Here is an 11980-nt window from a genome sequence, read left to right on the forward strand (position 1 = left end):
AAAGGTAAAGGGCGGGAGCGCCCCCGCCCAAATAATCACAGCATGTTTTTGCCATATTCCATTGGCGACGTACCAAAGTACGATGCCAGCGTCTGGCCGATATCCGCGAAGGTGTCACGGTGGCCCAGCGAGCCAGGCTTGACATTCGGGCCGTAGATCAGCACCGGGATATGCTCACGGGTGTGGTCTGTACCGGTCCAGGTCGGGTCGCAGCCGTGGTCAGCGGTGAGGATGATGATGTCACCCTCCTCCACCAGCGCTAACAGCTCCGGCAGACGACGGTCGAACAGCTCAAGGCCGCCCGCGTAGCCTGATACATCACGGCGATGTCCCCAGGAGGAGTCGAAGTCCACGAAGTTGGTAAACACGATGGTGTTATCCCCCGCTTCCTTCATCTCTTTAACGGTAGCGTCAAACAGCGCGTCCAGGCCGGTGGCTTTCACTTTTTTAGTGATACCAACGTGGGCATAGATATCGGCGATTTTACCTACCGATACCACCTGGCCATCTTTCTCTTCCACCAGCTTCTGCAGAACGGTCGGTGCCGGCGGCTCTACCGCCAGATCGTGACGGTTACCGGTACGCTGGAAGTTACCCGCCTTGTCGCCAACAAACGGACGCGCAATCACGCGGCCAATGTTGTAGCCACCTTCGGTCAGCTCTTCACGGGCGATTTCGCACAGCTCGTAGAGTTTATCCAGGCCATAGGTCTCTTCATGGCAGGCGATCTGGAACACCGAGTCGGCAGAGGTGTAGAAAATCGGCTTGCCGGTTTTCATATGCTCTTCACCGAGCTGATCCAGAATCACCGTCCCGGAGGAGTGGCAGTTGCCCAGATAGCCCGGCAGCCCGGCGCGCTCTACCAGCTTGTCGAGCAGTTCCTGTGGGAAGCTGTTCTCGGTGTCGGAAAAGTAGCCCCAGTCAAAGAGAACCGGCACGCCGGCGATCTCCCAGTGGCCTGACGGCGTATCTTTCCCGGAAGAGAGCTCATGCGCCCAGGCGTAAGCGCCTGCGATCTCCGCATTACCGTCCATCCCCGCAGGAATGGTGCCGGTTGAGCCTTCATGCGCCTTCGCCAGGCCCAGACGGGTTAAATTAGGCAGGTTCAGCGGGCCCTGACGGCCAGTGTTAGCTTCACCTTTGGCACAGGCTTCGGCAATATGGCCGAGCGTATCAGAGCCTGCATCGCCAAAACGGTCCGCATCTTCGGTAGCGCCGATGCCGAAAGAGTCCAGCACCATAATAAATGCACGTTTCATATTTTCTCCGTACTTAGTGCTTCAGAAAATGAGTGCTTCAAATAAAATCGATCAGATCAGTATACAGCTATTCAGTAATGCGACGATAGACGGTTGGCGTGGTTTCGGGAGCGTGATCGTCTAACGTGACGGCAGACTTCACGGCTTTCGCCGCTTCCTGCCAGCTGGCTTCGTCTTTGGCATGGATCACCGCCAGCGGTCGCTGACCGTCAATGCTATCTCCCAGACGGGCCATATCGGTAAAGCCGACGCTGTAGTCGATGCTGTCGGAAGCCTGACGGCGACCGCCGCCCATCGACACCACCGCCATGCCCAGCGCGCGGGTATCCATCGCCGAGACAAAACCTTCGGTATCGGCGTAGACCGCCTTGCTGAGGGTCGCCGTCGGCAGGTATTTTGCGTAGTTTTCGACGAAGTCAGCGGGACCTTTTTGCGCGGCCACCATGCGGCCAAAGACCTCTGCCGCTTTGCCGTTGTCCAGCACCGCCTGCAGCTGCTGGCGGGCATCGGCGTCGTCGCGGGCAAGCTTGCCGGAGATCAGCATCTCCACGCACAGCGCCATGGTGACGTCGAGCAGGCGCGGGTTGCGGTATTCACCGGTCAGGAACTGCACCGCCTCGCGCACTTCCACCGCGTTACCGGCGCTGGAGGCGAGGACCTGGTTCATATCGGTCAGCAGGGCCGTGGTGCGCACGCCTGCGCCGTTGGCGACGCCAACGATGGCTTCGGCCAGCGCTTCAGACAGTTCATAGGTAGGCATAAACGCCCCGCTGCCCACTTTCACATCCATGACCAGCGCATCCAGCCCTTCCGCCAGCTTTTTCGCCAGAATAGAGGCGGTAATCAGCGGAATAGAGTCAACCGTGGCGGTAATGTCGCGGGTGGCATAAAAGCGCTTGTCTGCCGGGGCGAGAGAGCTGGTCTGGCCGATAATCGCGACGCCAACATCCTTAATAATGTCCCGGAAGCGGGTATCGCTTGGGAAGATGTCAAAGCCGGGGATGGCTTCCAGTTTGTCGAGGGTGCCGCCGGTGTGGCCCAGACCGCGTCCGGAGATCATCGGTACGTAGCCGCCGCAGGCTGCCACCATCGGGCCAAGCATCAGTGAGGTTACGTCGCCCACGCCGCCGGTAGAGTGCTTATCGACAATCGGGCCGTTCAGGCTGAGGCTTTTCCAGTCCAGCACCGTACCCGAGTCGCGCATCGCCATGGTCAGGGAGACGCGCTCCGGCATTGCCATGTCATGGAAGAAGATGGTCATCGCCAGCGCGGCGATCTGACCTTCTGAAATGGTGTTATCACGAATGCCGTTGATAAAAAAGCGGATCTCTTCGTCGCTGAGGGCATGGCCATCGCGTTTTTTTCGAATGATTTCTTGAGCGAGAAACAAGGTAACCCCCTGGTGTATAGCATCAGAATTGGCGGGTGGCGCTACGCTTACCCGCCCTACGATCCAGTAGGCCTGATAAGCGAAGCGCCATCAGGCGAATCGACTCTTAATAGCTGCTTGCGCTTTTGCCGTCGCCGTGGCCGAGGGCCTTCAGCAGGCTCGCCAGCAGGCTAGACGCACCAAAGCGGTAGTGACGTGAGTCAGCCCACTCTGCGCCGAACAACTGGTCGGCAATGGCCAGGAACTGCGCGGCATCTTCTGCCGTACGCACGCCGCCCGCCGGTTTGAAGCCTACGGTTTTCTCCACGCCCAGGTCGCGGATAGTTTCCAGCATAATGCGCGCGCTCTCCGGGGTGGCGTTGACCGGCACCTTGCCGGTAGAGGTTTTAATAAAGTCTGCGCCTGCTTTGATAGCGATTTCAGAAGCTTTACGGATCAGGGCTTCCTCTTTCAGCTCGCCGGTTTCGATGATGACCTTCAGCAGCACGTTGGCTTCTGCACAGGCGGCTTTACAGGCCTGAACCAGATCGAAACCGATCTGCTCGTTGCCGGCGATCAGCGCCCGGTAAGGGAACACCACGTCCACTTCGTCCGCACCGTAGGCAATGGCCGCGCGCGTCTCTGCCAGGGCGATCTCAACATCGTCATTGCCGTGCGGGAAGTTCGTCACCGTGGCGATGCGGATCTCCGGCGTGCCCTGCTCTTTCAGCGTCTTACGCGCAATCGGAATAAAACGCGGGTAGATGCAGATGGCGGCGGTATTACCTACCGGGGTTTTCGCCTGGTGACACAGGGCGATCACTTTCGCATCGGTGTCATCATCGTTCAGGGTGGTCAAATCCATCAGTTGCAATGCGCGCAGGCTGCTTGCAGTTAAATCAGTCATAACACTCTCCAGAAGCTGAAGACGGCGTTTGCCGGTTCATTGTTTAACCGGGCGGGTCTGTTACTATTCTAACATCCTCCCGCCACGACACTTCGACGAACATCACAGTTAATAAAAACGTCATGCAATGTTGCACAATATCAATGTGAGATACGTCACTGTTTAAGCCGTTCGTTGCGGCACTGCCCGGAACGGCTGACATGTTAGAATTCTAACATAACAGCGCCCTAAAACGCGACATATCGACGGAATATCGCGCCAGGCGGGAGAGAAATGATAAAATTTTCACATAAACGTTTGATAGGTATTATCAAGAAGCGTAGCAGCTATCTCATCCGGGGACTCCGGACGTAGCTCACAGAGTGTGGTAAAGACGCGGGCAGCCTGCTCGGGGCGGTTAGGCTGTCCCTGGAAACCGTTGAGCGGCATATCCGGCGCATCGGTCTCCAGCAGTAAAGAGGAGAGTGGCAGGCGGGCGATAACGTCGCGGGTCTTACTCGCCCGCGGATAGGTGATAGTGCCTCCGACGCCAATCCGGTAGCCCATCTCGACAAAACGCTGGGCCTGCTGCAGGCTACCCGCAAAACCGTGTACGACGCCGGTGCGCGGCAGACTATGACGCTTGAGATGCATCGCCAGCTTGTCATGAGTACGCCGGGAGTGAAGGATCACCGGCAGATCGTACTGCTTTGCCAGCCGCAGCTGCGCATCAAGCAGCTGTTCCTGCTTATCAAACTGCGGATCTTGTCGATACAGATCCAGCCCAATCTCCCCTATCGCCACCAGCCGGGTAGGCCGTGCGGCGAGCTGCTCGGCCAATCTGTCAATGCACGCTGGCGTATGATTTTCTATCACGATCGGGTGAAGGCCCAGCGCGGCATAGACGGCGTCAAACCGCTCCGCCAGCGCCAGCACGCGGGGAAAATTGGCCGCTTCGGTGGCAGGAACGACAATCGCCTCAACGCCCGCTGCGCTGGCCTGAGCCAGGCTCTGCGCCTCCTCGCCGGTAAAGGGCGGAAAGTCAAAGTGGCAGTGGGTATCGATAAAACGTTGCGTCATGCCAGGTTCTCGTTATTGAAGGTCGTATCGTTGGCCTGCGGCGCATCGACCAGCGGGGTGGTCAGCACATCGTTTGCCACCACCGCAGGCGGTACGACCACCGTCGCCGGGGTGATAATTCTTGGCGCATGGCGCAGCAGCGGCGGCTCATCCACCAGCAGCTTACCCACGGTGGCGAGGAAGTAGCGGCCACACAGCCGCCCCATCTTGTAGTCATCGCGCAGCGCAGGCAGGCGACTGCCGAGGGCCATGCTCTTCAGCAGGCGCGGCGGGTAGATCTCAAAGATCCGCAGCTTGCCAGGAGGCTTCTCAATAAACTGCTGGATCGCATGATAGCTGTTCTCGTGGTGGTGAACGAGGTTAACGAAAGGCTGAAGGCTGCCCTCGCCCAGCCAGCGCTCCATGCGCTTAAACCACTGCGGCGTGTAGTACATCTGCGACGGCACGGTGCGGATCACTACGATGGTTTTCGCCCCCCGCTTTGCCGCCTCCTGCACTGGAATGGCGTCGCTTATGCCGCCGTCGAGATAGTTAATCCCGTCCAGCATAACGCCGCTGCGGTAAAAACCGGGGATAGCGCTGGTAGCGCGGATCAGATCCATCCAGGTCTGGCTGGTTGGCGAGAAGTAGCCAGGGGTGTAGTCATCGCCCCGGCAGGCGCACATGTAGAACAGCTTGCCTACGTCAAACAGGCGGGCGGCGGTATCCATCGCCAGCGGCATATCCCTGGCGGTAGACTCCACCAGCCAGTCGAGATCGATTAGGTTGCCGCCGCGCACAAAGCGCACCGGATTGAAAAATTCACGGGAGGTGGTGTAGCGCATGATGACTTTGCGCGCGTAACCAGGCTGATGACAGAGGTAGGCCGAGATATTTTGTGCGCCAGCGGAGGTGCCGAAGAAGAGTTCAAAGGGATTGAATTGCGCGCGCATGAATTCGTCCAGCACGCCGGCAGTGAAAATGCCTCGTTGACCGCCGCCTTCACAAACTAAGGCGAGCCGCCCTGGGCGAAAGGAACTCAACGCCAGCGGCGCTATATTGCCGAGCGTAACGGGAATTCGCTGCCCCACCCTGCTTTCCTTCCATTATTTTAGTTATTAGAAGCCTATCGCATTTTTGGGCTGTCAGAAACCGTGAAAGCCAGTCACAAGGACTGGCTTTACGATTAGCGGGAATTCACGGCTCGCTACGGACGCCGACGTCCCATGAACAGGCTGACCAGGAACAGAATGATCCCGACAACAAAAACAATTTTCGCTGCGCCTGCTGCCGTACCCGCCAAGCCACCAAAGCCCAGAGCAGCGGCGATTAACGCGATAACCAGAAATATAATGCCCCAACGAAACATAAGATTCTCCTTTCCTTTACCATAGTTAACGTTACCGCTGTTAGTGAGTGCTCAGGCTACTCACCGGCGATACTTACTCGGTGTGATGCTCACGTCCCCCGTTACACTGCGGGGGATCGCATTATGAGATTACTTGTTAACTTTAAGATCGTTTTTCACACTTTTCACACCATCGACCGCTTTGGAGATGCTCTCCGCACGTTCGATTTGTGCCTGGGAATCCACCGTACCGGACAGCTGGACCACACCATCGGTGGTTTCAACTTTCACTTTACGTGCCGGAACGATGTCATCAGCTAACAGCTTAGCTTTAATTTCGCTGGTGGTAGCAGTATCACCTGCATAGCCCTTCACAGAAGAGTCTTTGCCGTCGCGCACGTGCAGCTTATCGCTAACGGACTTGACGCCCTCAACCTGTTTAGTAACTTTTACCGCTTCTTCAGCCTGCGCCTGGCTCTCAACGAAACCGCTCAGGGTGACAACAGCTTTGTCAGTCTTGACAGAGATGTCGGTGCTCTTAATGCTGTCGTGATCGACCAGCGCTGCTTTAACTTTGGCGGTGATCGCGCTGTCGTCCATGAAGTTACCGACTTTATTCATAGAGCTATCGATTTTTTCACCTGCGCTGTGCGCCGAAGATTGCGCTTTGTCAGTTGCGCTGGTCTCTGCCATGGCAGAACCGCTTGCAACAACAGAACCTAATACAACAGCCAGCAGGGTTTTAGAAATCTTCAGTCTTGTCATAGTCATCGATCTATTCCTTTCAGTTTGCCCACGTTTTGGGCTTTGAGCAGCCATCAAGGCCACTTTGCTGCTAAGGTGAATAACACCCTGTCGTACAGCGATTAATCATGTGACTAAAAAAGAGTGTGGGATGAAACGCTTTTATTCACGCATTGAACAGTGCATTCATCCACACGTTTGGTAATCACTTTGTTAAATATAGCCAACAATTTAAAAAGCGCTTGGGAGAGAAGATAAAAAACAGGCGATAAAAGCAAAAAGCGGGCTATTTAAGAACATTCCGCAAGGGACTAATAAGACAGGGAAAGTGACAGAGCACGGCGGCTGCCGTGCTCTGGAGAGCAGAGGTGATTAGTGTTCGCGCGTTTTACGGAACTGAACGTCAGGGTAACGCTCCTGGGTCAGGTTGAGGTTGACCATAGTCGGCGCGATGTAGGTCAGGTTATCCCCGCCGTCCAGCGCCAGCTGGATCTCGTTTTTACGCTTGAACTCTTCGAATTTCTTCACGTCGCTGCACTCTACCCAGCGGGCGGTCGCTACGTTAACCGATTCGTAGATCGCTTCTACGTTGTATTCGCTCTTCAGGCGCGCAACCACCACGTCGAACTGCAGCACCCCGACCGCACCCACGATCAGATCGTTATTGGCAATCGGACGGAACACCTGTACCGCACCCTCTTCCGAGAGCTGAACCAGCCCTTTGAGCAGCTGCTTCTGCTTCAGCGGATCGCGCAGGCGAATGCGGCGGAACAGCTCAGGGGCAAAGTTCGGGATACCGGTGAACTTCATCATTTCGCCCTGGGTGAAGGTATCCCCGATCTGGATCGTGCCGTGGTTGTGCAGGCCGATGATATCGCCCGGATACGCCTCTTCAACGTGCGAACGGTCGCCCGCCATAAAGGTCAGCGCGTCAGAGATCACCACATCCTTGCCGATACGTACCTGGCGCAGCTTCATGCCTTTTTCATATTTCCCGGAAACGACGCGCAGGAACGCCACGCGGTCACGGTGTTTCGGATCCATGTTGGCCTGAATTTTAAAGACGAAGCCGGAGAACTTCTCCTCTTTAGCTTCCACTTCACGGGTATCGGTTTTACGCGGCATCGGCGTCGGTGCCCACTCGACAAGACCGTCCAGCATATGGTCAACGCCGAAGTTACCCAGCGCGGTACCAAAGAAGACAGGGGTAATTTCACCGGCCAGGAAGAGATCTTTATCGAACTCGTGAGACGCGCCCTTCACCAGCTCCAGCTCGTCACGCAGCTGCGCGGCCAGCTCTTCACCGACCGCAACGTCGAGATCCGGATTATCCAGGCCCTTAACAATACGGACCTCCTGGATGGTGTGCCCTTTACCGGTCTGGTACAGGTAGGTTTCATCTTTATAGAGATGGTAAACGCCTTTAAACAGCTTCCCGCAGCCAATCGGCCAGGTAATCGGTGCGCAGGCAATCTTCAGCTCGCTCTCAACCTCGTCCATCACCTCCATCGGGTCACGGATGTCACGGTCGAGCTTGTTCATAAAGGTCAGGATCGGCGTATCGCGCAGACGGGTAACTTCCATCAGCTTGCGGGTACGATCCTCAACCCCTTTCGCGGCGTCGATGACCATCAGACAGCAGTCCACCGCCGTCAGGGTACGGTAGGTATCTTCAGAGAAGTCTTCGTGCCCCGGGGTGTCCAGCAGGTTTACCAGGCAGTCGTGATAGGGGAACTGCATCACGGAGGTGGTGATCGAGATCCCACGCTGCTTTTCCATCTCCATCCAGTCGGATTTTGCGTGCTGGCTTGAGCCACGGCCTTTTACCGTACCGGCGGTCTGGATCGCCTGTCCGAACAGCAGCACCTTTTCAGTAATGGTGGTTTTACCGGCGTCCGGGTGAGAGATAATGGCAAAAGTACGGCGCTTGGCCACCTCTTGCAGATAAGGAGACAACGTCATAATTGAATCTTCTTAGTAAACGCGGCACATCGCCACGCATGTTGAATACGAAAAATTGCGGCTATTTTACCCATCAATAGGGGGGAGGCAATCAGTGTTTACACAGGCGTTGCTCCAGTTCGCTCAACGAGGTCACGGTCCAGGTCGGGGTGATCCCCTCCGGCAGCGTGCGGTTGTGTGCATTGAGCCAGCAGGTTGCTAATCCGGCGTTCATGCCACCCAGAATATCGGACTCGGCGGTATCGCCCACCATCAGCACGCGGGAACGCGCCGGATTGCCCGCCTGCTCCAGCGCGTAATCAAAGATATGCGGGTGCGGCTTCGCCACGCCAACCTGCTCGGAGATCACAATCAGATCAAAATGGTCACGCAGGCCGGTGCGCTCCAGGCGAATTTGCTGTAGCGCGGTAAAGCCGTTGGTAATAATGCCCATCTTACACTTGCCCTGCAGGGCGTTCAGCAGTGAGACCGCCCCCGGCAGCGGGGCGCAAATTTCGGCCATCGCGTTAACAAAGGCGCTGTTAAGATCGCCCGGCTGCACGCTGAGGCGGTCGGCCCAGCTCTGGAAACGCTGATGCTGAAGCTGCAAAGAGGTGATAGCGCCGTTCTGGTAATCCACCCACAGCGGCTTATTGATCGCCTGGTAGTCCTGAAAATCTTCAGCGGTAAAGGTCACGCTGTAGTCGAGAAACATCCGCTGTAGTCCGCTGAATGAGTCGAAGGTAAACAGCGTTTCGTCGGCATCAAAGAAGATCCAGTCCCAGTTCATTACATTACCTTTTCTATTAAAGCGGCAAAGCCATAATTACGGCGTCTTCGCGCCCGTCAGCGGTTGGATAGTAGTTGCGGCGAATTGTCGCCTCGTTAAAGCCCAGGCTCTCATAGAGGGCGATAGCCGCCGCGTTTGAGGCCCGCACCTCCAGCCACAGCGTCAGTACGTCACGCTTCTCCAGCTCGCTAATGAGATGCTCAAGCAGCGCTCGCCCCAGCCCGCGGCGCTGAAACTCGGGATCGACCGCGATATTAAACAGCGTGGCTTCGTCAAGAACGACCTGGGTAATGGCAAACGCCGCCAGCGTCTCGTTAACCGTCAGCCCCAGGTTCAGGTAGCGTTCACCCTGATTACTGGCGAAAGTTTTTTCGCTCCAGGGAAAAGCATGGGCGCGTTGCTCAATGGCAAAAGCGTGCGTGAGGTCAGCCGTGCTGAGGGAAGAAATCGTGTTCATACTCGCAGATTTGTCGCCATAGGTCGGCTCGTGCCGCCGGGTTTGCCCGCAGTTCATCGAGCGCGGGAGAGTGGACGCGTGCGCCTTCCAGCGTCAGCGCCTCGTGAGTGCCCAGCAGCCAGCTGTTACAGCGGCTCTCCGGGGGCAGCATCGCCACGCGGTCGGGGGTCAGCTGCAGCACCTGATCCGGGGTTATCGTCAGCGCCCGCAGGATATCGCCCACCAGCGGCTCGCTGAGCGCGGGGAGCGTGTTTGACACCATCACCAGACGGATATGCGCGGGCAGTGACACAGCGACTTCGCCCTGTAACGCCGCAGGCAGGCGCAAAGACCACTGGGTAATGCCCAGCTGCTGTAGCTGCCAGTCGCGTCGGGAAATCATAGCGGGTCACTCCTGTATGTCAGGCGCGCAAATATAGCAAATTCGTCGTATCTGCGCCAACAAACAACTATAATCCAGCGCTGAGTTTATTAAGGAGCTGTTTCATGACTGCTTTAACCCCGGCAAGTGAAGTCTTGCTGCGTCACAGTGATGATTTCGAAGAGAGCCGCGTTCTGTTTGCCGGAGATATGCAGGACGACCTGCCCGCGCGTCTGGATACCGCTGAGAGCCGCGCCCATACCCAACAGTTTCACCACTGGCAGGTGTTGAGCCGCCAGCTGGGCGACAACGCCCGCTTTAGCCTCGTGGCTGAACAGGCCGACGTGGGCGACAGCGATACGCTGATCTACTACTGGCCAAAGAACAAGCCGGAAGCCCAGTTCCAGCTGATGAACATCCTCTCTCTGCTGCCGCTGGGCACCGATATTTTTGTCGTCGGCGAGAACCGCAGCGGCGTGCGCAGCGCCGAGCAGATGCTGGCGGAGTACTGTCCGTTGAACAAGGTCGACAGCGCGCGTCGCTGCGGCCTGTACCATGGTCGTCTGGAGAAGCAGCCTGCGTTTGATGCCACCGCATTTGGTGGGAGCTATACGCTGGACGATCTGACTATCCATACTCTGCCGGGCGTGTTCAGCCGTGATGGCCTCGACAGCGGCAGCCAGCTGCTGCTCTCTACCCTGACGCCGCACACCAAAGGCAAGGTACTGGATATCGGCTGCGGTGCGGGCGTGCTCTCTGCGGTGCTGGCCAGCCACTCACCGAAGGTCCGTTTGACGCTCTGTGACGTCAGCGCCCCGGCGGTAGAAGCCAGCCGCGCGACCCTCGCAGCAAACGGCTTTGAGGGCGAGGTCTTTGCCAGCAACGTCTTCTCTGAGGTGACCGGACGTTACGATATGATCATCTCTAACCCGCCGTTCCACGATGGTTTGCAGACCAGCCTGGAGGCAGCGCAGACGCTGATCCGCGGCGCGGTACGCCATCTGAACAGCGGCGGCGAGCTACGTATTGTAGCTAACGCCTTCCTGCCTTATCCGCAGGTGCTGGACGAAACCTTTGGCTTCCACGAAGTGCTGGCCCAGACCGGGCGGTTTAAGGTTTACCGTACGGTAATGACCCGCCAGGCGAAGCGTTAATCAGATTCGGCCAGCCCGTAGACCCGGTAAGCGCAGCGCCACCGGGCCTACGGGCCGTTCGCGATGAATTTTGCAGCAGTTATTCTATCCCACACAATTAACTGTTGACGAACGGTATAAAACATCTAGAATGCGCCTCCGTGGTTACGATACTTTAAAAGTATCGATGGTCTGCGAAGGTGGCGGAATTGGTAGACGCGCTAGCTTCAGGTGTTAGTGTCCTTACGGATGTGGGGGTTCGAGTCCCCCCCCTCGCACCATAAATCACGATTGATATTGCTCGCACTGGGCGAAGGTGGCGGAATTGGTAGACGCGCTAGCTTCAGGTGTTAGTGTCCTTTGGATGTGGGGGTTCGAGTCCCCCCCCTCGCACCAACGAGGCGATATCAAGAATAAGAGGTAAAAAAGTAAGATAGCTGTGCGAAGGTGGCGGAATTGGTAGACGCGCTAGCTTCAGGTGTTAGTGTCCTTTGGATGTGGGGGTTCGAGTCCCCCCCCTCGCACCACTTATCTTGCTCTCCCCGGTACGACCTCTCCCGTTTCACCCTATTTTCATATTCATTACCATCAGCACTATCCCGCCCATCAAGGCAATACCCGACGGCAGCAGCA

The 11980-nt window shown here is 57.0% G+C and carries 12 protein-coding genes and 3 tRNA genes; 4 read left to right on the forward strand and 11 right to left on the reverse strand.

All coding sequences use genetic code 11. The features are described from left to right. Positions 1-35: 35 nt before the first annotated feature. The 11 genes from deoB to FN633_RS17450 form a co-directional block, all read right to left on the reverse strand. The gene (deoB, locus tag FN633_RS17400; protein WP_154058592.1) at positions 36-1259 is read right to left on the reverse strand and encodes a phosphopentomutase; all 1224 of its coding nucleotides are present in this window, start codon (positions 1257-1259) and stop codon (positions 36-38) included. Between the two features lie 67 nt (positions 1260-1326). Beyond that, a complete protein-coding gene (gene deoA / locus FN633_RS17405) occupies positions 1327-2649 on the reverse strand; it encodes a thymidine phosphorylase (protein ID WP_154058594.1) in 1323 nt (440 codons plus the stop codon). A 106-nt stretch (positions 2650-2755) separates the two neighbouring features. Then, the gene (deoC, locus tag FN633_RS17410) at positions 2756-3535 is read right to left on the reverse strand and encodes a deoxyribose-phosphate aldolase (protein WP_154058596.1); all 780 of its coding nucleotides are present in this window, start codon (positions 3533-3535) and stop codon (positions 2756-2758) included. Positions 3536-3820: 285 nt separating this feature from the next. Beyond that, entirely contained in the window at positions 3821-4594 is a 774-nt protein-coding gene (locus tag FN633_RS17415) for a TatD family hydrolase (RefSeq protein WP_154058598.1), read from the reverse strand. Then, positions 4591-5664, reverse strand: coding sequence for a patatin-like phospholipase family protein (locus FN633_RS17420; RefSeq protein ID WP_154058600.1), 1074 nt, complete (start codon positions 5662-5664; stop codon positions 4591-4593). Before FN633_RS17420 ends, FN633_RS17415 begins: the two co-directional genes overlap by 4 nt. Positions 5665-5780: 116 nt before the next feature. Then, a complete protein-coding gene (locus FN633_RS17425; RefSeq protein WP_002437547.1) occupies positions 5781-5942 on the reverse strand; it encodes a DUF1328 domain-containing protein in 162 nt (53 codons plus the stop codon). Between the two features lie 129 nt (positions 5943-6071). Beyond that, the gene (osmY, locus tag FN633_RS17430; RefSeq protein WP_042388246.1) at positions 6072-6692 is read right to left on the reverse strand and encodes a molecular chaperone OsmY; all 621 of its coding nucleotides are present in this window, start codon (positions 6690-6692) and stop codon (positions 6072-6074) included. Positions 6693-7037: 345 nt separating this feature from the next. Then, positions 7038-8627 carry a peptide chain release factor 3 gene (gene prfC / locus FN633_RS17435; protein WP_042388248.1) on the reverse strand — a complete coding sequence of 530 codons (1590 nt, stop codon included), beginning with the start codon at positions 8625-8627 and terminating at the stop codon, positions 7038-7040. Positions 8628-8718: 91 nt separating this feature from the next. Continuing rightward, positions 8719-9396, reverse strand: coding sequence for a pyrimidine 5'-nucleotidase (yjjG, locus tag FN633_RS17440; protein WP_154058602.1), 678 nt, complete (start codon positions 9394-9396; stop codon positions 8719-8721). A 16-nt stretch (positions 9397-9412) separates the two neighbouring features. Next, positions 9413-9853, reverse strand: coding sequence for a ribosomal protein S18-alanine N-acetyltransferase (gene rimI, locus FN633_RS17445; protein WP_154058603.1), 441 nt, complete (start codon positions 9851-9853; stop codon positions 9413-9415). Further along, entirely contained in the window at positions 9822-10235 is a 414-nt protein-coding gene (locus tag FN633_RS17450) for a DNA polymerase III subunit psi (RefSeq protein ID WP_154058605.1), read from the reverse strand. Before FN633_RS17450 ends, rimI begins: the two co-directional genes overlap by 32 nt. Before the next feature lie 104 nt (positions 10236-10339). Between FN633_RS17450 and rsmC the strand changes: the two genes are divergently transcribed. The 4 genes from rsmC (at position 10340) to FN633_RS17470 (ending at position 11874) form a co-directional block, all read left to right on the forward strand. Beyond that, positions 10340-11368, forward strand: a complete 1029-nt coding sequence (gene rsmC, locus FN633_RS17455) for a 16S rRNA (guanine(1207)-N(2))-methyltransferase RsmC (RefSeq protein WP_154058607.1) — start codon at positions 10340-10342, stop codon at positions 11366-11368. A 173-nt stretch (positions 11369-11541) separates the two neighbouring features. After that, positions 11542-11628 (forward strand) — tRNA-Leu (locus tag FN633_RS17460). Positions 11629-11657: 29 nt separating this feature from the next. Then, positions 11658-11743: transfer RNA gene (locus FN633_RS17465), tRNA-Leu, on the forward strand. Between the two features lie 45 nt (positions 11744-11788). Beyond that, positions 11789-11874, forward strand: a tRNA-Leu gene (locus tag FN633_RS17470). Positions 11875-11980 lie beyond the last annotated feature (106 nt).

The organism is Pseudescherichia vulneris, from assembly GCF_902164725.1.
GTDB classification, from domain to species: domain Bacteria; phylum Pseudomonadota; class Gammaproteobacteria; order Enterobacterales; family Enterobacteriaceae; genus Pseudescherichia; species Pseudescherichia vulneris.

Excerpts from the sequence above, each read along its gene's own strand:
- deoB (WP_154058592.1), bottom strand. The coding sequence starts at position 1,259 with ATGAAACGTGCATTTATTATGGTGCTGGACTCTTTCGGCATCGGCGCT.
- deoC (WP_154058596.1), bottom strand. The coding sequence starts at position 3,535 with ATGACTGATTTAACTGCAAGCAGCCTGCGCGCATTGCAACTGATGGAT.
- rimI (WP_154058603.1), bottom strand. The coding sequence starts at position 9,853 with ATGAACACGATTTCTTCCCTCAGCACGGCTGACCTCACGCACGCTTTT.
- prfC (WP_042388248.1), bottom strand. The coding sequence starts at position 8,627 with ATGACGTTGTCTCCTTATCTGCAAGAGGTGGCCAAGCGCCGTACTTTT.
- FN633_RS17415 (WP_154058598.1), bottom strand. The coding sequence starts at position 4,594 with ATGACGCAACGTTTTATCGATACCCACTGCCACTTTGACTTTCCGCCC.
- osmY (WP_042388246.1), bottom strand. The coding sequence starts at position 6,692 with ATGACTATGACAAGACTGAAGATTTCTAAAACCCTGCTGGCTGTTGTA.
- rsmC (WP_154058607.1), top strand. The coding sequence starts at position 10,340 with ATGACTGCTTTAACCCCGGCAAGTGAAGTCTTGCTGCGTCACAGTGAT.
- FN633_RS17450 (WP_154058605.1), bottom strand. The coding sequence starts at position 10,235 with ATGATTTCCCGACGCGACTGGCAGCTACAGCAGCTGGGCATTACCCAG.
- yjjG (WP_154058602.1), bottom strand. The coding sequence starts at position 9,396 with ATGAACTGGGACTGGATCTTCTTTGATGCCGACGAAACGCTGTTTACC.
- FN633_RS17425 (WP_002437547.1), bottom strand. The coding sequence starts at position 5,942 with ATGTTTCGTTGGGGCATTATATTTCTGGTTATCGCGTTAATCGCCGCT.